The 22,788-nt window shown below is 69.0% G+C and carries 22 protein-coding genes, 1 pseudogene and 2 riboswitches; of the genes and pseudogenes, 16 read left to right on the top strand and 7 right to left on the bottom strand.

What is annotated here, in order from left to right; translation table 11 throughout:
* Nucleotides 1–185: 185 nt before the first annotated feature.
* The 3 genes from Ato02nite_RS47785 to Ato02nite_RS47775 are packed head-to-tail and all read right to left on the bottom strand — an operon-like array spanning nt 186 to nt 3,379.
* A complete protein-coding gene (locus Ato02nite_RS47785) occupies nt 186–1,118 on the bottom strand; it encodes a dioxygenase family protein (RefSeq protein ID WP_213013387.1) in 933 nt (310 codons plus the stop codon).
* A gap of 33 nt (nt 1,119–1,151) precedes the next feature.
* Nucleotides 1,152–2,276, bottom strand: a complete 1,125-nt coding sequence (gene serC, locus Ato02nite_RS47780) for a phosphoserine transaminase (protein ID WP_213013386.1) — start codon at nt 2,274–2,276, stop codon at nt 1,152–1,154.
* Entirely contained in the window at nt 2,273–3,379 is a 1,107-nt protein-coding gene (locus tag Ato02nite_RS47775; protein WP_213013385.1) for a citrate synthase 2, read from the bottom strand. Before Ato02nite_RS47775 ends, serC begins: the two co-directional genes overlap by 4 nt.
* 199 nt (nt 3,380–3,578) lie before the next feature.
* On the opposite strand from Ato02nite_RS47775, the gene pdxH reads away from it, so the two are divergent.
* The 7 genes from pdxH to Ato02nite_RS47740 all read left to right on the top strand — a co-directional run bounded on the left by pdxH (nt 3,579) and on the right by Ato02nite_RS47740 (nt 9,371).
* The gene (gene pdxH / locus Ato02nite_RS47770; RefSeq protein WP_213013397.1) at nt 3,579–4,205 is read left to right on the top strand and encodes a pyridoxamine 5'-phosphate oxidase; all 627 of its coding nucleotides are present in this window, start codon (nt 3,579–3,581) and stop codon (nt 4,203–4,205) included.
* Complete coding sequence (locus tag Ato02nite_RS47765; RefSeq protein ID WP_213013384.1) at nt 4,202–5,512, top strand: MFS transporter; 1,311 nt, start codon at nt 4,202–4,204, stop codon at nt 5,510–5,512. Before pdxH ends, Ato02nite_RS47765 begins: the two co-directional genes overlap by 4 nt.
* Nucleotides 5,505–6,425, top strand: coding sequence for an aldose 1-epimerase family protein (locus Ato02nite_RS47760; protein WP_213013383.1), 921 nt, complete (start codon nt 5,505–5,507; stop codon nt 6,423–6,425). The genes Ato02nite_RS47765 and Ato02nite_RS47760 overlap by 8 nt, the downstream gene beginning before the upstream one ends.
* Nucleotides 6,425–7,045, top strand: coding sequence for a nitroreductase family protein (locus tag Ato02nite_RS47755; RefSeq protein ID WP_213013382.1), 621 nt, complete (start codon nt 6,425–6,427; stop codon nt 7,043–7,045). The genes Ato02nite_RS47760 and Ato02nite_RS47755 overlap by 1 nt, the downstream gene beginning before the upstream one ends.
* 61 nt (nt 7,046–7,106) lie before the next feature.
* Nucleotides 7,107–7,403 carry a type II toxin-antitoxin system VapB family antitoxin gene (locus Ato02nite_RS47750; RefSeq protein ID WP_213013381.1) on the top strand — a complete coding sequence of 99 codons (297 nt, stop codon included), beginning with the start codon at nt 7,107–7,109 and terminating at the stop codon, nt 7,401–7,403.
* Between the two features lie 18 nt (nt 7,404–7,421).
* Nucleotides 7,422–8,597 carry an acyl-CoA dehydrogenase family protein gene (locus tag Ato02nite_RS47745; protein ID WP_213013380.1) on the top strand — a complete coding sequence of 392 codons (1,176 nt, stop codon included), beginning with the start codon at nt 7,422–7,424 and terminating at the stop codon, nt 8,595–8,597.
* A 39-nt stretch (nt 8,598–8,636) separates the two neighbouring features.
* Nucleotides 8,637–9,371, top strand: a complete 735-nt coding sequence (locus tag Ato02nite_RS47740; protein ID WP_213013379.1) for a DUF4230 domain-containing protein — start codon at nt 8,637–8,639, stop codon at nt 9,369–9,371.
* Between the two features lie 48 nt (nt 9,372–9,419).
* On the opposite strand, the gene Ato02nite_RS47735 is transcribed toward Ato02nite_RS47740, so the two are convergent.
* On the bottom strand, nt 9,420–9,602 hold the full coding sequence (locus Ato02nite_RS47735; RefSeq protein WP_307854310.1) for a PspC domain-containing protein: 183 nt from the start codon (nt 9,600–9,602) through the stop codon (nt 9,420–9,422).
* Between the two features lie 203 nt (nt 9,603–9,805).
* Between Ato02nite_RS47735 and Ato02nite_RS47730 the strand changes: the two genes are divergently transcribed.
* From Ato02nite_RS47730 to Ato02nite_RS47700, 7 genes and pseudogenes are all read left to right on the top strand, one after another.
* Nucleotides 9,806–11,665: a DUF5941 domain-containing protein gene (locus tag Ato02nite_RS47730; protein ID WP_213013377.1), complete on the top strand. Its 1,860-nt coding sequence runs from the start codon at nt 9,806–9,808 to the stop codon at nt 11,663–11,665.
* A 99-nt stretch (nt 11,666–11,764) separates the two neighbouring features.
* The gene (locus Ato02nite_RS47725) at nt 11,765–11,944 is read left to right on the top strand and encodes a hypothetical protein (protein WP_213013376.1); all 180 of its coding nucleotides are present in this window, start codon (nt 11,765–11,767) and stop codon (nt 11,942–11,944) included.
* A 162-nt stretch (nt 11,945–12,106) separates the two neighbouring features.
* Nucleotides 12,107–12,484, top strand: a pseudogene (locus Ato02nite_RS47720) (CDP-glycerol glycerophosphotransferase family protein); the annotation flags it as partial.
* A gap of 148 nt (nt 12,485–12,632) precedes the next feature.
* Nucleotides 12,633–13,928, top strand: a complete 1,296-nt coding sequence (locus tag Ato02nite_RS47715) for an ABC transporter ATP-binding protein (protein ID WP_213013375.1) — start codon at nt 12,633–12,635, stop codon at nt 13,926–13,928.
* Nucleotides 13,929–14,024: 96 nt separating this feature from the next.
* A complete protein-coding gene (locus Ato02nite_RS47710) occupies nt 14,025–14,489 on the top strand; it encodes an ATP-binding protein (RefSeq protein WP_246608188.1) in 465 nt (154 codons plus the stop codon).
* 91 nt (nt 14,490–14,580) lie between these two features.
* The gene (locus Ato02nite_RS47705) at nt 14,581–15,321 is read left to right on the top strand and encodes an HAD family hydrolase (RefSeq protein WP_213013373.1); all 741 of its coding nucleotides are present in this window, start codon (nt 14,581–14,583) and stop codon (nt 15,319–15,321) included.
* 63 nt (nt 15,322–15,384) lie between these two features.
* Complete coding sequence (locus tag Ato02nite_RS47700; protein ID WP_213013372.1) at nt 15,385–17,751, top strand: glycoside hydrolase family 65 protein; 2,367 nt, start codon at nt 15,385–15,387, stop codon at nt 17,749–17,751.
* A gap of 43 nt (nt 17,752–17,794) precedes the next feature.
* Here Ato02nite_RS47700 and Ato02nite_RS47695 read toward each other — a convergent pair whose 3' ends face one another.
* The gene (locus Ato02nite_RS47695; RefSeq protein WP_213013371.1) at nt 17,795–18,829 is read right to left on the bottom strand and encodes a coiled-coil domain-containing protein; all 1,035 of its coding nucleotides are present in this window, start codon (nt 18,827–18,829) and stop codon (nt 17,795–17,797) included.
* Nucleotides 18,830–18,834: 5 nt separating this feature from the next.
* Nucleotides 18,835–18,967, bottom strand: a riboswitch (cyclic di-AMP (ydaO/yuaA leader).
* Nucleotides 18,968–19,174: 207 nt separating this feature from the next.
* Nucleotides 19,175–19,308, top strand: a riboswitch (cyclic di-AMP (ydaO/yuaA leader).
* Between the two features lie 34 nt (nt 19,309–19,342).
* Between Ato02nite_RS47695 and Ato02nite_RS47690 the strand changes: the two genes are divergently transcribed.
* Nucleotides 19,343–20,314 (top strand): coiled-coil domain-containing protein, encoded by a 972-nt coding sequence (locus Ato02nite_RS47690; RefSeq protein ID WP_246608187.1) that lies wholly within the window; start codon nt 19,343–19,345, stop codon nt 20,312–20,314.
* 24 nt (nt 20,315–20,338) lie between these two features.
* Here Ato02nite_RS47690 and Ato02nite_RS47685 read toward each other — a convergent pair whose 3' ends face one another.
* Complete coding sequence (locus tag Ato02nite_RS47685) at nt 20,339–21,115, bottom strand: ABC transporter ATP-binding protein (RefSeq protein WP_438873127.1); 777 nt, start codon at nt 21,113–21,115, stop codon at nt 20,339–20,341.
* Nucleotides 21,108–22,004, bottom strand: a complete 897-nt coding sequence (locus tag Ato02nite_RS47680) for an ABC transporter permease (protein ID WP_213013368.1) — start codon at nt 22,002–22,004, stop codon at nt 21,108–21,110. The genes Ato02nite_RS47685 and Ato02nite_RS47680 overlap by 8 nt, the downstream gene beginning before the upstream one ends.
* Nucleotides 22,005–22,185: 181 nt before the next feature.
* Here Ato02nite_RS47680 and Ato02nite_RS47675 point away from each other — a divergent pair, with 181 nt between their 5' ends.
* Nucleotides 22,186–22,785 carry a TetR/AcrR family transcriptional regulator gene (locus tag Ato02nite_RS47675; protein WP_246608186.1) on the top strand — a complete coding sequence of 200 codons (600 nt, stop codon included), beginning with the start codon at nt 22,186–22,188 and terminating at the stop codon, nt 22,783–22,785.
* The last annotated feature ends 3 nt before the right edge of the window (nt 22,786–22,788 follow it).

Raw genomic sequence — 22,788 nt, 5'->3', positions numbered from 1 at the left:
CCCGGGGTGTTGCTCTGAACTGCGGTGATGATCTTCGTGCTCCCGATGGGCAAACCCATTCAAACCCATAAACCCAGCAAATGGTACGCGCGCGGGAGTGACCAGAAGCACTAGGAACGCTCCGGGCGCTCAGCGCGACCGCGCCGCGGCCCAGGCCGCAGCGCGCGTCTCGCGTGTCGTTCGGGTCAGGCCGGCGCCCCGCTCGGTGGCCCGCCGGGCATGCCGCTCGGGGGAGCGCCACCCGGCCCGCCGGGCATCCCGCTCGGCGGAGCGCCGCCGCCGGGCGGGGCCATGCCGCCACCCTGCTCCTCGCCGGACGGGTCGATCGAGATCGTCAGGGTCGCCCGGTAGCCCGCCGACACGCTGCCGGTCACGGTCGCCAGTTCGGTGACCGCCTGGTCGTCGCCGAACACGTTGTCCGTGGCCAGGCTGACCTGCTTCATGTTGGTGACGCTCGCGCTGTAGCCGTCGGACGCGTACACCGTGTCGGAGATGTCTGCCGGCAGCGCGATCTGCGACGTCTTCACGATCGGCCCGTCGCCGCTGGTCGCGTCGGCCACCGACGAGTACACCTCGAAGTGGATGTGCGGCCACCGGCCGGTGTAGCAGGCCGGGTAGATGCTGGTGAAGCTCACCGTCCCGGTGGCGTCGCTGACCTGGATGCCGCGCAGATAGTTCTCCGCGGTGACCCCGGTCGAGTACAGCGAGTAGTTCCCGGCCCGGTCGCAGTGCCACGCGTAGACCGCCGCGCCGCTGACCGGTTTCCCGCCGCGGTCCATCACCACCAGCGAGAACTCCAGCGGCACTCCCTCCGCCCTACCGGACGCGGTGCCGAACGAGGTGGTGATGTCCTTGCGCACGACCCCGTCGAGGGTCCGCACGTCCGGCCCGTTCGATCCGTCGGCGGGGTACGGACCGGCCGTCTCCGACGCGACCTCGGCTAGGCCACCCGCCGCCGACGAGGGCGTCGACGGCGAGGGCGTCGCGGAGTCGGTGCACGCGGCGAGGACGGCGACCGCCCCGGCCCCGCCGAGCATGCTCAGCAGTCGCCGCCGGTCGAACCGCAGGCCTCTGTCGTGTACCAGCCGTACATAGGCCGCGTTCTCTGGATCGTCCATGCTCGGAAGCTAGGCGGTATTCCTGTGCGGAGCCTATGCAAGCCGCTCGACGACGTAGTCGATGCAGGTGGTCAGGGCGGCCACGTCGGCCGGGTCGACGGTGGGGTAGAGCGCGATGCGCAGCTGGTTGCGGCCGAGCTTCCGGTACGGCTCGGTGTCCACGATGTCGTTGGCTCGTAGCGTCGCCGCGATGGCCGCCGCGTCCACACCCTCGAAGTCGATGGTGGCCACGGCGGCCGAGCGCAGCGCCGGGTCGGTGACGAACGGGGTGGCGAACGACGAGCGGTCGGCCCAGCCGTAGATCGCGGCCGCACTCTCCGCACTCCGCTTGACCGCCCAGGACAGGCCGCCCTGCGCGTTCATCCAGTCCAGCTGCTCGGCCGCGAGGAACACGGTGGCCAGCGCGGGCGTGTTGTAGGTCTGCTCGAGCCGGGACTGCTCGATCGCGGTGACCAGGTCGAGGAACTGCGGAATGTACCGCCCCGAGCTCTTGATGGAGAAGGCCCGGTCCAGGGCGGCCGGCGACATGAGGGCGAGCCAGATGCCGCCGTCCGAGCCGAGCGCCTTCTGCGGGGCCAGGTAGTAGACGTCGGTCTCGCGCAGGTCGACGTCGAGGCTGCCGCCGCCCGAGGTGGCGTCGGTGAGCAGCAGCGCGCCCTCGTCGGCCCCGGCCACCCGGCGGACCGGCACGGCCACCCCGGTGGAGGTCTCGTTGTGGACGGACGCGTAGACGTCGACGCCGGCCTCGGCGGTCAGGAACGCGGCCTGGCCGCCGGGGGCCTGGTGAACGGTCGGCGAGCTCAGGAAGGGCGCGTCGACGACCGCCTTGACGAACTTGGCGCCGAACTCACCGAACTCGGCGAACTGCGCCCGGTCGCGGACCAGGCCGAACGCGGCGGTGTCCCAGAACGCGCTGGTGCCGCCGTTGGACAGGATCACCTCGTAACCGTCCGGCAGCGAGAAGAACTCGGCCAGGCCGCGGCGCATCCGGGCCACCTGGTTCTTCACCGTCTTCTGCCGGTGCGAGGTGCCCATGAACGTACGTGACACCGCGGAGAGCGCCTCGACGCCTTCCGGTCGCACCTTGCTGGGGCCCGAGCCGAAGCGTCCGTCGACCGGTTTGATCTCGTCGGGGATCCGGATGTCAGTCACGGTCACACATTATGCGCGAGCGTGGCCCAGCCCTCGACCTCGTTCGGCTTGCGGGCGCTCGGCCCCACGTAGCGGAGCTGGGGCCGGAGGATGCGGCCGAGCCGTTTCTGCTCGAGGATGTGCGCGCTCCAGCCGGCCATCCGGGCACAGGTGAACAGCGGCGTGAACATGTGTGCCGGCACCTCGGCCGAGTCGAGGACGACGGCCGCCCAGAACTCCACGTTGGTGGCGAGCACCCGATGGGGCTTGCGTTCCCGCAGGCCGGTCAGGGCGGCCCGCTCGAGCGCCTCGGCCACCTCGAAGCGCGGAGCGTTCAGGTCGCGGGCGATCTGCCGGAGCACCCGGGCCCGCGGGTCCTCGACCCGGTAGACCCGGTGGCCGAAGCCCATCAGCCGTTCGCCGCGGTCGAGGACGTCCTTCACGTACGCCTCGGCGTCGCCGCGCCGCTCGACCGCCTCGATCATGTGCAGCACCCGGGTGGGTGCGCCGCCGTGCAGCGGGCCGGAGAGCACGCCGATGCCGGCCGAGATGCAGGCGGCCACGTCGGCGCCGACCGAGGCGGCGATCCGGGTGGTGAAGGTGGACGCGTTGAGCCCGTGCTCGGCGGCCGCGATGAAGTACGCGTCGACGGCCTGCACGTGCCGCGGGTCGGGTTCGCCCCGCCAGCGGCGCATGAACCGCTCGACGATCGTCCCGGCCTTGTCGATGTCCTTCTGCGGCACCGCCGGCAGGCCGAGCCCGCGGGCGGACTGCGCGACGAAGGACAGCGCGGTCACCGACACCCGGGCCAGGTCGCGGCGGACCTGCTCGTCGTCGATGTCGATCAACTGGGCGAGCCCCCAGTACGGCGCGAGCATGGCGACCGCGGACTGGACATCGACGCGGATGTCACCGGAGTGCACCGGGACCGGGAAGGGCTCGGCGGGCGGCAGCCCGGGCCCGAACTTCCCGTCGACCAGCAGACCCCAGACGTTGCCGAAGGAGACGTGCCCGATCAGGTCCTCGATGTCGACGCCGCGGTACCGCAGGGAGCCGCCGTCCTTCTCGGGCTCGGCGATCTCGGTCTCGAATGCGACGACGCCCTCGAGGCCCGGCTTGAAATCGGACACGGAACTCAATTCGGACAGGGCTCCCCTGTGAAGAATTACGACGAGTCTTTCATATTGCCCGGTTGGCCCGGTGGGCGCGATGTGCTCTCCGTGACACCCATCCTTACCGAGCTGACGTAAGGGCCGGGCGGACTTACGGTCGTTGAGATCGAAGTAATAGGGAGCGCTCGTGACCGTGGAACCTCCGTCGCCCGCAACGATGCGGCGCGACTACTCCGAGCGCGGTGAGCTGCTCGAAGAACAGCTCGCGGGCGACTGGCAAACCCAGTTCGGCGCCTGGTTCGCGGACGCGGCGGCCTACGGCCTGCCGGAACCCAACGCGATGCTGGTGGCGACGGCGAGCGCCGAAGGCCGGCCCTCGGCCCGGACGGTGCTGCTCAAGGAGTGCGACGAGCGCGGCTTCGTGTTCTTCACCAACTACGAGTCGCGCAAGGGCTCGGAGTTGACTGCCAACCCGTACGCAAGCCTGGTCTTTCCCTGGTTTCCGATGCAGCGCCAGGTGATCGTGGCCGGCCGGGTTGAGCGGGTGACCCGGGCCGAGACCGAGGAGTATTTCGCGTCCCGGCCGCGCGGCTCCCAGCTCGGTGCCTGGGCCAGCCCGCAGTCGCGGGTGCTGCCCGATCGGGCCGCGGTCGAGGCCGGACTGGCCGCGGCGACCGCACGTTTCGGGGACGGCCCGGTTCCGCCGCCACCGCACTGGGGTGGCTTCCGGGTGCGGCCGGAGACCGTCGAGTTCTGGCAGGGGCGCACCAGTCGCCTGCATGATCGACTGCGCTATCGGCGTACCGAAGCGGGGTCCTGGGTTTTGGAACGGCTGGCTCCGTGAGCCAGGAGCCGGTGGAGGCGGTCGAGGAGATCGTCGAGGAGAAGGACCGCAAGTCCTGGGTGATCGACACCCGGCCGCTGCGGGCGCCGGCCTATCGCCGGATGTGGATCGGCAACGGGCTGTCGTTCTTCGGGTTCCAGTTCACCTCGGTGGCGGTGCCCGTGCAGATGTACGCGGTGACCCACTCCTCGGCCTGGGTCGGTCTGCTCGGCATCGCCGGGCTCGTCCCGCTGCTGATCTTCGGCCTGTGGGGTGGTGCGGCCGCCGACGTGGTCGACCGGCGCAAGCTGCTGCTGGCCAGTTCGGCGCTGGCCTGGCTGTCCACGCTCGGTCTGCTGGCCCAGGCCCTGGTCGGGGCGAACAGCGGCTGGCTGCTGCTGGTGCTGACCGCGGTGCAGTCGGCCGGTTTCGCGGTGAGCTCGCCGACCCGGCAGGCGATCATCCCGCGGATCGTGCCGACCGGCCTGGTTCCGGCCGCGAACACGCTGAGCTACACGACCACGACGGCCGGCGGGGTGCTCGGACCGCTGGCGGCCGGCCTGATCTTCGGGATCGCGTCCACCGGCACCGGCGTGACCGTCGCCTACCTGGTCGACGCGGCCCTGTTCACGATCTCGTTCTGGGCCACCTGGAAGCTGCCGCCGATCCCGCCGATCGTGCACGCCGAGGACGAGGAGAAGCCGTCGGCCGGGCTGCGCGGCATCACCGACGGCCTGAAGTTCCTGGTCACCCAGCCGGTGCTGTTGCTGTCGTTCGCGGTGGACATCATCGCCATGGTGTTCGCCATGCCCCGGGCACTGTTCCCCGAGGTCGCGGCGGACCGGTTCGGCGGCGGTTCGGCGGTCGGCTGGCTGTACGCCGCGATCGCGATCGGCTCGGTGATCGCCGGGCTCACCTCGGGCTGGATCGGCCGGATCAAGCGGCAGGGAATCGCGCTGATCGTGGCGGTGGTCGCATGGGGGATCGCGATCGGCTTCTCCGGTCTCGCGCACTCGCTGTGGCTGATGGTGCTGCTGCTGGCCGTGGGCGGTGCGGCCGACCTGGTCAGCGCGGTCTACCGGCAGTCGATGCTGCAGACCTTCGCGCCGGACCGGCTGCGCGGCCGGCTCCAGGGCGTCTTCATCGTGGTGGTGGGCGGCGGCCCGCGCCTCGGCGACCTGCGCGCCGGTGCGACCGCCGATCTGACCGGAACCACCGGATCGTGGGCCGGCGGCGGCTTCGCGGCGGCCGGCCTGGCTCTGGTCCTGGGCTTGGCGTTCCCGGCGCTGGCCCGCTACCGACCTCCGATAGTGTCCAAGCATGACTAGCGTCGTGCCGGCCAAGTCCGGAACCCAGTGGTCGATCGAGGCGGACGGTCACCGGGCCGTGGTCGTGGAGGTCGGTGGCTCCCTGCGCCACTACTCCGTCGGCGACGTGCAGGTGCTGGACGGCTTCGAGGCCGACGAGCTCTCGCCGGCCTCGGCCGGGCAGATCCTCGCCCCGTGGCCGAACCGGATCCGGGACGGTCAATACACGTTCGAGGAGCAGAGCTACCAGCTCTCGCTGACCGAGCCGGCCCGGCACAACGCCATCCACGGCCTGGCCAACTGGTCGCGCTGGACGCTCGCCGAGCAGTCCGCCGACGCCGTGACGCTGGAGTTCGACCTGCCCGCCCAGATCGGTTACCCGTGGTGGCTGACGCTGCGCACGCGCTGGCAGGTGTCGGCCGGCGGCCTCACCTGCACGCAGGAGGTCGTCAACAACAGCTCGTCGAACGCGCCGTGGGGTTACTCGGTCCACCCCTACCTGCAGCTGCCCGGTGTCGCGGTCGACGACATCCTGCTGCACGTGCCGGGCAAGACCCGGATCGTGGCCGACAACCGGCTGCTGCCGATCGGCTCGAACTCGGTGGCCGGCACCGAGTACGACTTCACCGCGCCGCGCGCCATCGGCGACCTGGTGCTGGACACCACGTTCGGCGAGATCGAGCACGACGCGTCCGGGATCACCGAGGTGACCATCGCCGACCCGAACTCCGACCACAAGGTCGTGGTCTGGGCCGACGACAAGTTCAAGTACTGGCAGGTGTTCTCGGGCGACACCCTGCACGGCGAGCGCTTCCGCCGCTCGGTCGCGATCGAGCCGATGACCTGCCCGCCCGACTCGTTCCGCACCGGCCGTGACCTGATCGTGCTCGCGCCGGGCGAGCGCTGGACCACCTCCTGGGGGATTCGCAGCTGATGGAGTTCGACGAAGTGGTCCGCCGCCGGCGGATGGTGCGCAGCTACGACCCGGACCGCCCGCTGCCGGCCGAGGTTCTCGACAAGATCGTCCGGCACGGGCTGCGGGCGCCGAGCGCCGGCTTCTCCCAGGGCTGGGGCTTCCTGGTGCTCACCACGCCGGAGGACCGCGAACTTTACTGGACGTCGACGACCGAGAACGCCACCTCGGACTGGCACGGCGACTGGCTGGCCCGGATGCGCAACGCCCCGGCGATCGTCGTCTGCCTCTCCAACAAGTCGGCCTACCTGGACCGGTACGCCCAGGCCGACAAGGGTTGGTCGGACCGGGACGAGAAGCACTGGCCGGTGCCGTACTGGGACATCGACACCGGGTTCGCGGCGCTGCTCATGCACCTCACCGCGGTCGACGAGGGGCTGGGCTCATGCTTCTTCGGCATCCCGGTGGAGACCCAGCAGGACTTCAAGGACGCGTTCGGGGTGCCGGCCGAGTTCACCCCGATCGGGACACTCACCATCGGATACCGCGCCACCGACAAGAGGTCACCGTCACTGAAGCGGGGGCATCGCCCGGTGGACGAGGTGGTGCATCATGGCCGATGGGCCGCAACCGCCGAGTGACGACGGGCGCGGCTAGGCTGGCACCGACAGGCACGGGTTCTTGGAGAGGGGGCAACCCGGAATGATCTTCAAAGCGGTCCGGGACGGGGCCCCGTATCCCGATCACAACACGACGCTCAAGGCCTGGTCGGAGATCCCGCCACGGCCGATCCGGCTGGCCGATCTGATCACCACGAAGCGCGAGCTCGCGCTGGACAAGCTGCTCGCCGAAGACTCGACGTTCTACGGCGATCTGTTCCCGCACGTCGTGGAATATCAGGGCGCGCTCTACCTGGAGGACGGGCTGCACCGCGCGCTGCGGGCGGCCCTGCAGCAGCGCAACCAGATTCACGCCAGAGTTCTGGTAGTGGCGGGCTAACACCGTTAGTTTAAAGACATGGCCGCCGTTGCTCCGTGGGATCTGCTCGACCTCGACTCGCTGCTGACCGACGAGGAGCGGGACGTTCGCGATCTCGCCCGCCGGGTCGCCGACGACCGGGTCCGACCGTCCGTCGCCGACTGGTATGAGACCGGCAGCACCCCGGTCCGTGATCTGGCCGTGGAGTTCGGCAAGCTCGGGCTGCTCGGCATGCACCTGACCGGCTACGGCTGCGCCGGCTCGACCGCGGTCGCCTACGGTCTGACCTGCATGGAGCTGGAGGCGGCCGACTCGGGCGTCCGCTCGCTGGTCAGCGTCCAGGGCTCGCTCGCGATGTACGCGATCTGGAAATACGGTTCCGAGGAGCAGAAGCAGCGGTGGCTGCCGGGCATGGCGGCCGGCGAGCTGATCGGCTGCTTCGGGCTCACCGAGCCTGACCACGGCTCCGATCCGGCCAACATGTCGACCCGGGCCCGCCGCGACGGCGACGACTGGGTGCTCAACGGCGGCAAGATGTGGATCACCAACGCCCCGCTCGCCGATGTGGCGGTGATCTGGGCGCGCACCGACGAGGGCGTGATCGGCTTCGCCGTGCCGACCGACACCCCGGGTTTCTCGGCCCGGGAGATCAAGCACAAGATGTCGCTGCGGGCGTCCAGCACGGGCGAGATCACGCTGGATGACGTGCGCCTGCCCCCGTCCGCGCAGCTTCCGGACGCCCGGGGTCTCAAGGCGCCGCTGTCCTGCCTGACCGAGGCCCGATTCGGCATCATCTGGGGTGCGCTCGGCGCGGCCCGGGACTGCCTGGTGACCGCGATCGACTACGCCACCACCCGGGAACAGTTCGGCCGGCCGATCGGCGGCTTCCAGCTGACCCAGGCCAAGCTCGCCGACATGGCGGTCGAGCTGCAGAAAGGCTTCCTGCTGGCACTGCACCTGGGCCGGCAGCGCGACTCGGCCGGCGCGCTGCGGCCGGAGCAGGTCAGCATCGGCAAGCTGAACAACGTGCGCGAGGCCATCAAGATCGCTCGGCAGTGCCGCACGATCCTCGGCGGGAACGGCATCAGCGGCGAATATCCGATCATGCGGCACGCGAACAACCTCGAGAGCGTGCTCACGTACGAGGGAACTTCGGAGATCCACCAGCTGGTGATCGGCCAAAAATTGACCGGTTTGAACGCCTTCGCCGGCTGAGCGGGTGCGAGTGTCGTACCCCCCTCGTACCGTGAGGGTATGGCCCAGTCACCGGATGTCGACGAACCCACGAGGGAATATCCGGCCCCCACCCCGCCGGTCGCCCCTGATCACGAAGATCCCCCACAGCGGAGCATCGTCGCTCGCGTCCTCATCTTCTTCGGTGTCGTCTTCGCCGTGATCGTCGCGGCCTGTTTCGGGCTGCGAGCGCTCAACGTGCTGCCCAGCTTCGACAACCCGTTCGAGAGCCGCACGACCGACCGCAGCCAGCCGGTCCTGCTCGAGTCGATGCGCGACCTGAGTCGCTACGTCGCGGCCGACGGCACCTTCCAGGTGATCGTCGACCTGCAGGAGAGCAAGGAGAACATCCCCGACTTCCTGATCAACCGGCGCATCCTGTTCGTCGGCTCGGGCACCGTCGAGGAATATGTCGACTTCTCCAAGCTGTCGACCAGCGCGCTCGAGGTCGACAACGAGAAGAAGACCATCAAAATCACCCTGCCCGCGCCCGAGCAGGGCAACGCCGCGCTCGACATGCAGAAGAGCTACATCGTCGAGGAGCAGCGGGGCGCCCTCACCGCGATCGGCGACGCCTTCAAGAGCGACACCGACAAGCAGCAGCGGGTCTACGCGATGGCTCAGACGAAGATCACCGAGGCGGCCCGGGCCAGTGGCCTCGACCAGCGCGCCAAGGACAACACCCAGCGCATGCTGGAGAGCCTGTTCACGAGGCTGGGCTACACCTCGGTCTCGGTGACCTACAGCAACCCGTAGACGGCCGGGCCCGGCTCGCCCTGGCGGGGGCGAGCCGGGCGGCTGGGCTCATTCGTTGGGCAGCATGGCCCAGAGGATGAGATAGATGATGAACTGCGGGCCGGGCAGCAGGCAGGAGATCACGAAGATCAGGCGGACCACGCCGGACGAGAGTCCGAAGCGTCGGCCAAGACCGGAACAGACCCCGGCGATCCAACGGTCGTCGCGGGGGCGGGCGAGTCGGCGGGTCACTGACACTCACTCCTTCACTGGCGGTCACGGGCGATCCCCGCAACCAGGCTCGACGGTAAGGGCGCCGCAACCGCCTTCCCTCAGTCCGGAGGGGGAGAAGGGCAGCCTGGTTCCCGTAAGGGTCACCCGTACCCGAGCGCCACTCGCTGTTAACCTGAGTGCCGATTTCGGGCCAGGTGGCCCCCTGCGATTTGGAGGCAGCGGTGACGCTGGCCGTCCTCACCACCGGCGGCGGCAACGCCCTCACCCCCGCGGATGCGACCCGGCTCGCGGCCGATCTGGAGTCCGCACTGCACGCGGCCGGCGCGACCGAGGTCGAGCGGCTCGGCGACACCCCGGCGGCCCGGCTGCGGGAGGTCGCCCGGCGCGCGCACGACGCGAACGAACCGCTGCTGATCTGCGCCGACAACCTGGTGGCCCACCCCAGCCTGCTGTGGACGCTGGCTACCGAGCCGTCCGGCCGCAGCACCGCGCTGATCGTCACCGACCCGGCCGGTGACCTGCGCGCCGACCGCGGCCAGGTGATCGCGGCCCCGGCCGGCGACGGCACGGCCCGGTTCGTCGGGGCGCTGCGGGTCGCGCCCGGTGACCTGCCCGCCCTCGACAAGGTCGCCGATCGGGCCGACCTGCTGCCGGCGCTGCTCGACGAGGGCGTGGTGCCGATCGCCACCCCGGTCCGGCTGCTGCACGCCGAGCAGGTGCACACCGAGCAGGAGCTGGCCGGCGCACGGGCCGCGGTGGCCGCGGTCGACGAGGACGCGGCCCGGCTCCGGCTCGCGGTCAAGGAGAAGGACGACTTCTTCACGACGTACGCGGTGAGCTCCTGGTCGCCGATCGTGACCCGGACGGCCGCCCGCCTCGGACTGTCGCCGACCGGTGTGACCTGGCTGTCCGTGCTGCTCTCGGTGCTGGCCGCGCTGGCCTTCTGGCAGGCGTCCCGGCCCGCGATGATCGCCGGCGGCATCCTGCTCTACCTGGGCTTCGTGCTGGACTGCGTGGACGGCCAGCTGGCCCGCTACACCCGCACGTTCGGCGCGTTCGGTGGCTGGCTGGACACGATGGCCGACCGCGGCAAGGAGTACGTCGTCTACGCCGGTCTGGCCGCCGGGGCCGAGCGGATCGGACTGCCGTTCGCCTGGCCGCTGGCGATCACCGCGATCCTGCTGCAGACCGTCCGGCACATGACCGACGCCTGGTACGGCCAGCTGCACGACGAGGCCGCGGCCCGCCCCCAGGCCGCGTCCGGGAGCGGCGTGGGTGCCCGGCTGAGCGCGGCCTCGACCAGGGTGCAGGGCGAGGCCGGCTCGGCGGCGTACTGGCTGAAGCGGATCGTGGTCTTCCCGATCGGCGAGCGGTGGGCGCTCATCGCGATCCTCGCCATGGTCACCAACGGCCGTACGGCATTGGCGGCGGTCGTCGGGTTCGGTCTGCTGGCCTTCGCCTACACCCTGGCCCTGCGTTCGCTGCGTTCGCTGTCGATGCGGGTGAGCGTGCTCGACAAGCGCGACCGGTCGCTCTACCGCGACGACGGCCCGCTGGTGCGCGGCGTTCTGCAGAAGCTCGGCGGCCCGATGCCGCTGGCGTTCGCGGCGCTCGGTGCCGTGGCCTCGCTGGCCCTGATCGTGTCCTTCCTGGCCGGCTGGACCGCGTCGCCCGCGCGGGTGGAGCTGGCGGTGACCGCCGCTCTGGTGCTGGCGGCCGGGCTGCCCGCCCGCAACGGCCATCGGGGCCCACTCGACTGGCTGGTGCCGGCCTTCCTGCGGGCCGGGGAATACCTGCTGGTCGCGGCGGTCGGCCTGATCGACGATGTGCCCCCACCGGTGGTTTTCCTGCTGCTCTTCGCATTGGCCCTGCGGCATTACGACCGGATTGCGAGGATGGAGAAGGGCGCGCCCGCCGGTAACACCGCGGGCGTGGTGCTCGGCTGGGACATCCGGGTCGTGGTGCTCACCCTGCTCGCCCTGCTCGGCTGGGCGACCCTCGCGGAGGCGTTGCTGGCCGCGGTGGTCGGCGGCCTGTTCCTGATCAACGCGGTCGTCGACTGGAGGTCCGGCAAGACGTGACCCTGCTGAGCGTCGTCCTCCCGGTCTACCGGGTGCAGGGCTACCTGCGCCAGTGCCTCGACTCGCTGCTCACCCAGTCGTTCGAGGACATGGGACCGGGTGCGCTGGGACGGCCCGGTGGAGGCCGGCGCGGCCCGGAACCTGCTGTCCGGGGCGCCGAAGGTGTTCACCGTCGAGGAGTGGCCGCAGGCGCTGAACGTGCTGCACGTGGCGTGGAACCGGGTGATCCGGCGGGAGCTGCTGGACGTGCTCGGCATCGGCTTCGCGGCGGGCTGGTAGGAAGACGTCTCGTTCACCTTTCCGCTGCTGCTGGCCGCCCCGCGGATCAGCGTCCTGCCGCGCACCTGCGTGCACTACCGGCAGCGGCGCACGGGCGCGATCACCGGCCCCCGGCCGGCTTCCCGGCGCCGGGCGGCTTCGAGGGGCTCCGGTACCGGCGGGCGGCAGGGACGACCCGCGACGGGCGGCCGTCGCATCCTCGACGTCTCGGGCCACCGGTCGTCGAGGACCTCTACCTCGCGGCCGATGTATGGTCACGGACTATTCGTCCGCGATGTTCGATTACGCAGTCCTTGATCGGCCTTTGGTAATTTTCGCGCCTGACTGGCAGGCCTCTACCGATAGGTCCGCGGCGTCTACTTCGATCTGCCGGCCGCGCCGCCGGGACCGGTGGCCACCGAGTTTTCGCAGCTAGCGGCGATCTTCCGGGACGGTGACTTCGCCGATGAGTCTCGCGCGGCGTTCCGATCGCGCTTCTGCTACCTCGATGACGGGGGTGCGGCGGAGCGAGTGGTGCGCCGGATCTCTCCTGAACGGTGAGAGAAAAGTTGTAATCGGTTCACTACCGTGTGCAAATGGCACGTTCACCCGATGGCGCCATATCGATACTCCTCGTCAGAGTGAGCTAGATCGCTGGATTCCCCCGACGGCGATCGCCCGCATTCATCCCCGGCGAAAGGTAGAGACGGTGTCCACCGTCTTGCTCAAGGACGTCACGAAGGTTTGGCCTGATGGCACGGTTGCCGTCGATCACGTGAGTCTCGACGTCAAGGACGGCGAGTTCCTCGTGCTGCTCGGCCCGTCCGGCTGCGGGAAATCGACCATCCTGCGGATGATCGCCGGCCTGGAGGATCCGTCCGAAGGGGACATTCTGCTGAATGGCGACCCGGTGCTGGAGTTGGCGCCCCGGGATCGCAGTATCGCCATGGTTTTCCAAGACTTCGCCCTTTATCCGCACATGACGGTAAGTGACAATATCGGCTTCCCGCTGCGTCTGTCCGGGATGGAGCCGGGCAACCGGCTCGAGCGGGTCGGCGACGTGGCCAGCGCGCTCGGCATCGGCGACGTGCTCGGCCGTAAGCCCAGCCAGCTCTCCGGTGGCCAGCGCCAGCGGGTCGCGATGGGCCGCGCGATAGTCCGCCGTCCGGGCCTCTTTCTGATGGACGAGCCGCTGTCCAACCTCGACAGCGGCCTGCGCGCCGAACTGCGCGCCGAGATCACCGGCCTCACCAGCGAGCTGGGCGTCACCACCATGTACGTCACGCACGACCAGGCCGAGGCGCTCACCATGGCCGACCGCGTGGCGATCATGCGGAAGGGGGTCCTGCAGGACGTCGGCACTCCCACCGAGGTGTACGGGCGACCGGCCACCCTCTACGTCGCCGCGTTCCTCGGCTCACCCCGGATGAACCTGCTCGAGGCGTCCGTCTACGTGCACCTCGATCAGTACGTCGCGCTGAACTTCGGCGAGCAGGCGCTCTACCTGCCGTGGACCGACATTCGAGCCCGCGCGGTGGCGCACTACCACGGTGAGCGCATCGTGGTCGGTATGCGGGCCGAGGCGCTCACCCCGGTGGCCCCCGAGGTGCAGGGTGACGTGCTGCGGGGCCGGATCCGGTTCCTCGAGCACCACGGGCATGAGTCGCTGGCCTTCCTGGACATCGGCGCGACCGCGATCGTGGTGGACGAGATGGGCACCGGCAAGCCCGAGGTGGAGCAGGGCGGGGCGCTCCGGCGGTTCGGCAGCACCCTGCAGAAACTGGCCGGCCGCAACGGTCTGAACGGCGCCACCGCGGTGCAGCCGCGCGAGGAGCGCAGCGTCCTCGACCCGGGCCGGCATCACCGCCGCCCGGCCGAGCTGGCCGTGCGCCTGGCGCCCTATCCGGCGGTCTCGCCGGGTCACCCGCTCGCCGTCGCGGTGCGGATGGACATGCTGCACTTCTTCGCCGAGAGCGGCGCACGCATCGACGTCGGCTGGCGCTGAGAGCATCTCCTCCGAAAGTGAACGCAGGTGCGTCGTGTCTTCATCGGGACATAACGCGTAGGCTGCACCACGGTGGAGGAGAGATTGAGCCAAAGTGTGCGTTCGGCTCCCAAGTCGGGGCCGAACGGTGGCGCGGCCTCTCCACCTTCCGTCGATGCACCCCATCTGCTCGACCGTTCCTTCGGCAGCGACGAGATCGCCGTGCTGCGGCACGAGGTGACCAGCCGGCTGACCGGGATCGGACTGACCGGCGACCGGCAGCAGGGCTTCGTGCTCGCGGTCAACGAGGTGATCACCAACGTCGTGCTGCATGCCGGCGGCCATGGCCGGGTCGTGCTCTGGCTGGCCGGCAGCTCGGTCTGGTGCACGGTGACCGATTCGGGACCGGGGATTCCGGCGAGTTTCCTGCGATCGCCCGAGGTTCCTGAGGCGTTCGAGGTGGGCGGCCGGGGCATCTGGCTGGCTCACCAGCTCTGCGACGAGGTGACCATGGCGACCGGACCGATCGGTACCACGATCGGGCTGCGGATAGCACTGCCACGCCGTACTTCACCCGCTTGAAACGATAGTTTGAACAGGTCGTAACGCCTGCGGAAAATGTGAAGCCGCCCTTCGGGACTCACCACGCGCGCGATGCGACTACATTGGGCGCGTGCTCGGACTACCTCCGCATGTGACGGCATGCCTTTTTGATCTTGACGGCGTGCTCACGCAGACCGCCCTTGTGCACAATGCTGCGTGGAAACAGACGTTCGACACGTTCCTCGAGACGTGGGCGACACAGCACGGACAAGCATTCGTGCCGTTCGACTCCGGCGCCGACTACCACGAATATGTCGACGGCCGGCAGCGCGCCGATGGTGTCCGCACTTTCCTGGCCTCTCGCGGGATCACCCTGCCCGAGGGGACGCCGGATGACGGTCCCGACCAGCCGACCGTGAACGGCATCGGAAACAAGAAGAACCTCCTCGTCCTGCAGAAGATCAAAGAGGGCGCCGTCCAGGTCTACGAGGGCTCTGTGGAGTACCTCAAGGCCGCCCGCGAGGCGGGACTCCGCCGGGTGGTCGTCTCGGCGAGCGCCAACTGCAAGGACGTGCTGGAGGCAGCCGGGATCGCGGACCTCCTGGAGGACCGCGTGGACGGTGTCACCGCCCGCGAGCTGGGACTGCCGGGCAAGCCGGCACCGGACACGTTCCTCTACGGCGCGAAACTGCTCGGGTTGCCCCCGGAGAGCTGCGCCGTGTTCGAGGACGCTCAGGCCGGTGTAGCGGCGGGCCGGGCGGGCAAGTTCGGGATCGTGGTCGGTGTGGACCGCGTCGGGCAGGCAGACGCTTTGTTGGAGCACGGGGCCGACATCGTTGTCACAGACCTGTCCGAACTCCTGACGCGCTGAGCCCGTATCAGCGCTTATATCTTCACGACTTTTTCTCTTTACTCATTCACGAGAGGCACCACCGTGATCCGTGAACGGGCGTATCCCGTGGACCCCTGGCACATCCGGGAGACCCGGCTCGACCTGGACCTGCTGGCCCAGTCGGAGTCGGTGTTCGCGTTGGGCAACGGGCACATCGGGATACGCGGAAACCTGGACGAGGGCGAGCCCCACGGACTGCCGGGCACCTACCTGAACTCGTTCTACGAGCTGCGCCCGCTGCCGTACGCGGAGGCCGGCTACGGCTTCCCCGAGTCCGGTCAGACGATGATCAACGTGACCAACGCCAAGCTGATGCGGCTGCTGGTCGACGACGAGCCGTTCGACGTACGGTACGGCGAGCTCCGCTCCCACGAGCGGATCCTCGACCTGCGAGCCGGCACGCTCGAGCGCACCGTCGAGTGGGTCTCCCCGTCCGGCCAGGCCATTCGGGTCCGCACCGTCCGCCTGGTGTCCTTCACCCAGCGTGCCGTCGTCGCGTTCCTGTACGAGGTCGAGCCGCTCGACGCCTCCTGCCGGCTGATCCTGCAGTCCGAGCTGGTGGCGAACGAGCAGCTGCCGCCGATGAGCAAGGACCCGCGCGTCGCCGCCGTGCTCGACCACCCGCTCCAGTCCGAGGAGATCCTCGAGCAGCGCGCCGGCGGCCTGATGGTGCACCGCACCAAGGCCAGCGACCTGCGGATGGCCGCGGCCATGGAGCACTTCGTCGAGGCACCGGGCAAGCACGAGGTGACCACCGAGGGCCACCCCGACTGGCTGCGCACCACGGTCGCCGCCAAGGTCGGCCCGGGCCAGAAGCTGCGCGTGGTCAAGCTCGCCGCGTACGGCTGGTCCGGCAGCCGGTCGCTGCCCGCCCTGCGTGACCAGGTCGGCGCGGCCCTGGCCAGCGCCCGGCTGGACGGCTGGGAGGGCCTGCTGGAGGCCCAGCGGGAATACCTGGACGCGTTCTGGGACCACTCCGACGTCAAGGTCGAGGGTGACCAGGAGGTGCAGCAGGCGGTCCGCTTCGGGCTGTTCCACACGCTGCAGGCCGGTGCCCGCGCCGAGAAGCGGCCGATCGGCTCCAAGGGCCTGTCCGGCCCCGGCTACGACGGCCACACGTTCTGGGACGCCGAGACGTTCGTGCTGCCGGCCCTCACCTACACCCAGCCCGCCGCGGCGGCCGACGTGCTGCGCTGGCGGCACTCGACGCTGGACCTCGCCCGGGAGCGCGCGCAGACGCTGGGCCTGCAGGGCGCGGCCTTCCCGTGGCGCACCATCCGCGGGCAGGAGTGCTCGGCGTACTGGCCGGCCGGCACCGCGGGCTTCCACATCGGCGCCGACATCGCCGACGCGGTGCGCCGTTACGTGCAGGCCACCGGTGACTACGACTTCGAGCGCGAGGTCGGCCTCGAGCTGCTGGTGGAGACCGCCCGGCTGTGGCGTTCGCTGGGCCACCACGACCGGCACGGCCGCTTCCACATCGACGGCGTCACCGGCCCGGACGAATACACGGCCGTGGTGGACGACAACATCTACACCAACCTGATGGCCCAGCAGAACATGTTCAGCGCGGTGGAGGCGGCCAAGCGGCACCCCGACCTGGCCCGCCAGCTGAGCGTGGACGACGAGGAGATGGCTTCCTGGCGCGACGCCGCGGCGGCCATGCACATCCCGTACGACCGGGAGCTCCAGGTGCATCAGCAGTCGGAGGGCTTCACCCGGCTGCAGGAGTGGGACTTCGAGAACACTCCGCCGGAGGCGTACCCGCTGCTGCTGAACTACCCGTACTTCGACCTGTACCGCAAGCAGGTGGTCAAGCAGGCCGACCTGGTGATGGCGATGTACCTCCGGGGTGACGCGTTCACACCGGAGGAGAAGCAGCGCAACTTCGCCTACTACGACGCGCGTACCGTCCGGGACTCGTCGCTCTCGGCGTGCATCCAGGCGGTGGTGGCGGCCGAGACCGGGCACCTCGAACTGGCCCACGACTATCTGGGCGAGGCCGCCCTGATGGACCTGCACGACCTGCACCAGAACTCGCGGGACGGCGTGCACGTGGCGTCGCTGGCCGGCACCTGGATCTCGCTGGTCGCCGGTCTGGGCGGCATGCGGGACTTCAACGGTCAGCTGACGTTCGCGCCGCGGCTGCCCAGCCGGATCAACAACCTGGAGTTCTCGCTGCTCTGGCGGGGGCTGCGGTTGCGGGTGAGCGTGACCGCCGACGAGGTGACCTACTCGCTGCGGAACGGCGGCGGTGCGGCTCGCCTGGTGATCCACCACCACGGCAAGGACGTCGAGGTCACCCAGGTGAAGCCGGTGACCGTGCCGATCCCGCCGGCCGGACCGGTCGGCCCACCGCCGACCCAGCCGGCCGGGCGCGCCCCGGTGCGCCGCGCTCCACAGGACTGAAAAAAGCCCCCGCCGATCCCGGCGGGGGCTTTTTCACAGAGCGTTAAAGCATTGATACGTGTACGTGGTCCTTGTGATTACTGACACCGTGGTAGGCATGCCAGCCGGTCGCCGGGAACCAGATCTGCGCGTACCAGATGACGTAGTAGATGCCCAGCCGGTCGGCGTTGCGCACGAGGAACGCCATCAGGTCGTTGCCGTACTTCTTCATGGTGGCGTTGTGCGCCTCCGAGAAGCCGCTCTTCTGCAACGACCAGTCGCAGGCCCGGCCCTTCGGATGCTCGAATGGCCCGCCGTCGCGGTGGCAACCCACGAAGTTGTCGAAGCCGGCCTTTTTCACCTCTTGGTACATGTGCAATGTACGCGCGGTGATGCAGCCGCTGGTCGTCGGATCTTTCACGGTGCATTTCTGGGCCGAGAAGCCGCCGTCGGAATTGCGCGGCGCGGGTGCCGCGACCTTCGACGTGGCGTCCACGAAACCGGCGGTCAGGCCCTCGCCGCCGATCAGCTTGAGTGCCTTGTCGGCCGCGTCCTTCTGCTTCTGCATCGCGGTGAGGTTGGTCTTCTGTGCCTTCACCTCGGAATCGAGCGCGGCCTTGGTCGCCTCGACCTCGTCGATCGCGGCGTTCAGCTCGCGCAGCTTCCGGTCATGCAGCGTGTTGATCTCCTCGAGGGAGACCGCCTTCTTCAGGAAGTCGTCCGAGCCGCTGCTGCCGAGCAGGAAGCTCGCGGTGCCCAGGTGCCCGGTGCGGTACTGCTGGGCCGCGATGGCGTTGACCTCGGGAATCAGCACATCGCGCTTGGCCTCGGCGATGGTGATCTTCACGCCCAGAGCTTTCTGGGTCGTGGTCGACTTGGCGACCAGGTTCTTGGCCTGGACGTACTTGCGGTTGGACGACTCCAGCACCTCGTCGAGGGTGGCGTCGCCCTTGTCGTCGCCCTTTTCGTCGGGCTCGGCCGACGTGGACGGCGAATCGTCAGGGTCAGCGCTCGCCGGCGTTGCGGGTGCCGCCAGGAAAGAGACGGCAACGAGCGGCGCCAGGGCAAGTGTCAGCCACCGGCGGGCACGTACGGACATTCACGTTCCTTCCAGTTGACCGCCGACCGAGTTAGCTGACGGGTTCGGGATGGAAGCGATCCCTACCGCTCGCGCGGATTCACCCCACTGACCTGGTTCCCCGGCACGTCCTTGCGGACGATTAGGCGGTGGTCTGCCGGCACCTCGGGGGCGGTGCCTTCGGCGGCAGAACCGGCGCCAGTTTACCCGAGCCTCCGCTGTCCGACAGTGCTCAGAAAAACGCGAATGCGGTGATGTTGCCGGCACTTTCCGTGAACTCGTCACGCAAGGTCGTCGGTCTATTGCGCAGAGTGCGAGACCTATCGATCAGTCGATGTCATGGGTATCGTCGGTCGCGATCCCCACCCGGGATCGCCGCTTAATCGCCTCAGGGCGAGCCGGGGAACCAATGTTCCTTGGGGTGAATCCGCGAGAGCGGTAGGGATCACTTCCATCCCGAACCCGTCAGCTAACTCGGTCGGCGGCCGACGGAAGGAAATGTTTGTGCGGCAGAAAACTGTCCGCCGTCGATTAGTGGCACTGGTTGCCCTTTTCGCGGCGAGCGCGGTGCTGGTCGCCGCGCCGGCGAGCGCGGCGCCGGGCGACACCGGTGACGACGGCGAGGGCGGCTCGAAGTCGCTGATCGAGCAGGTCGAGGCCGCCTCCAAGGGCTATGTGGAGGCCAAGGAGGCGCTGGCCAAGTCCAAGACCCGGCAGACCGAGCTGACCGCCAAGGTCAAGGAGCTCGACACCCGGCTGGGCCCGCAGCAGGCGGCGGTCGACCTGATCGCTGCGCAGGCCTACCGGACCGGCCGGCTCGGCCCGATGAGCGCGCTGCTCACCGCCGAGTCGTCGAGCGGTTTCCTGGACCGGGCCCAGACGCTGGAGACCGTCGCGGTCAAGCAGCAGGCTGTGATCAAGGACCTGAAGCAGACCCGCGACCAGCAGCAGCAGGCGAAGCTGGCGATCGACGCGACCATCCGGGACCAGCAGAAGCAGGTCAACGTGATGGCCAAGCGCAAGGCTCAGGCGGAAAATGCGCTGAAGGCGGCCAACCAGGGCAAGGACGACCCGCAGTCGACCGACGGGGGTAAGAGCGACTCGGCCTCCTCGTTCCAGGGCGGCAGCGGCATGGTCGATGACCCCACCAGTGGTGGCCGCATCACCCAGCGCATGCTGCACGCCATGCAGCAGGCCCAGGCGGACGGCTTCACGCACTATGTGCACTGCTTCCGCGAGCAGAACAGCGGCGAGCATCCCAGGGGCCGGGCCTGCGACTTCGCGGCCGACAAGGGCGGCTTCGGCGGGGTGGCGACCGGCAGCAGCAAGACGTACGGCACCAACCTGGCGAACTACTTCATCAACAACTCCAGCCAGCTGGGCGTGCTCTACGTCATCTGGTTCCGACGCATCTGGCTACCCAGCAGCGGCTGGAAGTCGTACAGCGGTGGCAACGGCGATCCGTCCAGCGATCACACCAACCACGTGCACCTGTCGGTCAAATAAGACAGGTGGGAGGGGGTACGAGACCTACTTCTTCACGAAGGTCTCGTACTCCTTCATCACGTCCTCGGTCGGGCCGTCCGCCTTGATCACGCCGCCCTCGAGCCAGATGCTGCGCTCGCAGGTGTCCCGGATCGACTGCTCGCTGTGGCTGACCAGGAACACCGTGCCCGCCTCGGCCCGCAGGTCGCGGACCCGCTGCTCGCTGCGCTTGCGGAACTTCGCGTCGCCGGTGGCCAGGGCCTCGTCGATGAGCAGCACGTCGTGCTTCTTGGCCGCGGCGATCGCGAAGCGCAGCCGGGCCGACATGCCGGACGAGTAGGTGCGCATCGGCAGCGAGCTGAAGTCACCGCGCTCGTTGATGCCGGAGAACTCGATGATGTCGTCGACCTTCTCCTTGACCTGGGCCGGAGTCATGCCCATGGCCAGGCAGCCGAGCGTCACGTTGCGCTCGCCGGAAAGATCGTTCATCAGGGCCGCGTTCACGCCGAGCAGCGAGGGCTGGCCGGACGCGTAGATCGCGCCGCCGCGCTCGACCGGCAGCAGGCCGGCGATCGCCCGCAGCAGGGTCGACTTGCCCGAACCGTTGGTGCCGATCAGCCCGATGGCCTCGCCCCGGTAGGCGACGAAGCTGGCGCCCTTGACCGCGTGCACCTCGCGGATCGCCGTGCTCTTCTGCCGGGTGACCAGCCGCTTGAAGCTGCTCAGCGGGGACGACTGGTGCGGCCCGATCGAGCCGTGGATGCGGTAGATGATGTGCGCGTTGTCCGCGATGATCGTGGGGACCCGCTCGGTGTCAGCCACGGCCGTAGCCCTTCTCTCCACGCCAGAAGTACGCATATCCGCCGATGCCGACGACCAGCGCCCACACAGCCGCCTCGGTCCAGAGCAGCATCGGCGAGCCGGCCAGCGTGACATTTTCCATCAGTGCGTGCCGGATCAACTCGATGAAGACGAGGACCGGGTTCGCCTCGATCACGGCCAGCTTCCAGCCGTGCAGGTGCTCGGTGTACTTGGTGACCGGGTAGAGCACGGCCGAGCCGTACAGCCAGACCCGCATGATGAACGGGATCAGCTGGCGCAGGTCGTGCAGCTTCGAACCGAGCCGGGAGACGAGCATGGCGGCGCCGGCGTTGAAGATCGTCTGGAGCAGCAGGGCCGGGATGATCAGCAACCATTGCCAGTTGATCGGCTCACCGGTGAACAGCACGATCGCGATCAGCACGGCCATCGAGGCGATCATGTTGCGCGCCTCGACCAGGGCGATCGAGATGGGCAGGCTGGCTCTCGGGAAGTGCAGGGCCCGGATCAACCCCAGGTTGCCGCTGACCGCTTGGACGCCGGTCTGCACCACGGACTGCGTGTAGCCGAAGATGAAGACGCCGGCACACAGGTACGCGATGAAGTTGTCGGTGTCGCGCTTGGTGTTCAGCAGCACGCCGAAGATCACGTAGTAGACGCCCGCGTTGATCAGCGGGGTCAGGACCTGCCAAATCATCCCCAGCCGGGTGTTACCCAGTGCGGCGGAGACCTTGGCGCTGGCGAATTCCCAGATGAAGTGCCGGTAGGCCCAGAGCTGCCGGGTGTATTCCGGCAGGCTGGGCAGGCGCCCGGCGGTGCCCAGCCCGTACTTCCGGGCCAGCTCCTGGGGAGTAGGCCCGGTGTAGGACTCGACGACGGTCGTCTGAGCCATGGGGTGGTGCTCCGATCTCGTCGGCCCGAGGGGAGAGTCGGGTCCAGGTACTTTCCGCGAGAACACAACTAGCAAGCATGCCTGTGCCGCTGTCGATGGAACGCTGTCGTATCGACGTGCCGGAAGATTATCCGACCGAACGGCGGAACGCAACCGTTACGTCCTGGCGTATAGTGACCGTGTGGCGACAGGGAAGCGTGCACCCGCCGGGGCGGCAGTGCTCCGAGGCGACATCACCAAGGCGATCCGCGACGCGGTCATGACCGAGCTTGCCGAGGTCGGTTATGGCCGGCTCTCGATCGAGGCCGTGGCCCGCCGGGCGGGGGTGGGCAAGACCGCGATCTACCGGCGCTGGAGCAACAAGCTCGAGATGGTCCTCGAGATCGTTTCGGACGTGGCCGGACGCAGTGTCCCGCTGCCCGACACCGGCAGTTTCGCCGGTGACCTCCAACTGCTGCTGATGATCGTAGGCAAGGCACTCCAGCATCGGATCGCCTCGCAGATCATTCCCGACCTGATGGCCGAGGCGTCCCGCAACCCGCAGATCGCCGAAACCCTCCAGAAAGCGCTGCGCACCCACCAGCAGGCGGTCGGCGACAAGCTGATCGGCCAGGCGGTGGCCCGCGGCGAGCTGCCCGCCGGCACCGACCCTGACCTGGCCGTCGACCTGCTCCTCGGCCCGCTCTACTGGCGGCTCGCGGTGGCCCGCACCCCGCTGCCGGACGACTACCTGGACAAGATGATCGTGGCGGTGACCGCGGCGCTGAAGGCCGCCAACTGAACA

Source organism: Paractinoplanes toevensis, from assembly GCF_018332695.1.
In the GTDB taxonomy this organism is placed as follows: domain Bacteria; phylum Actinomycetota; class Actinomycetes; order Mycobacteriales; family Micromonosporaceae; genus Actinoplanes; species Actinoplanes toevensis.
The sequence above is the reverse complement of the archived record's forward strand: the minus strand, read 5'-3'. Positions and strand labels throughout refer to the sequence as shown.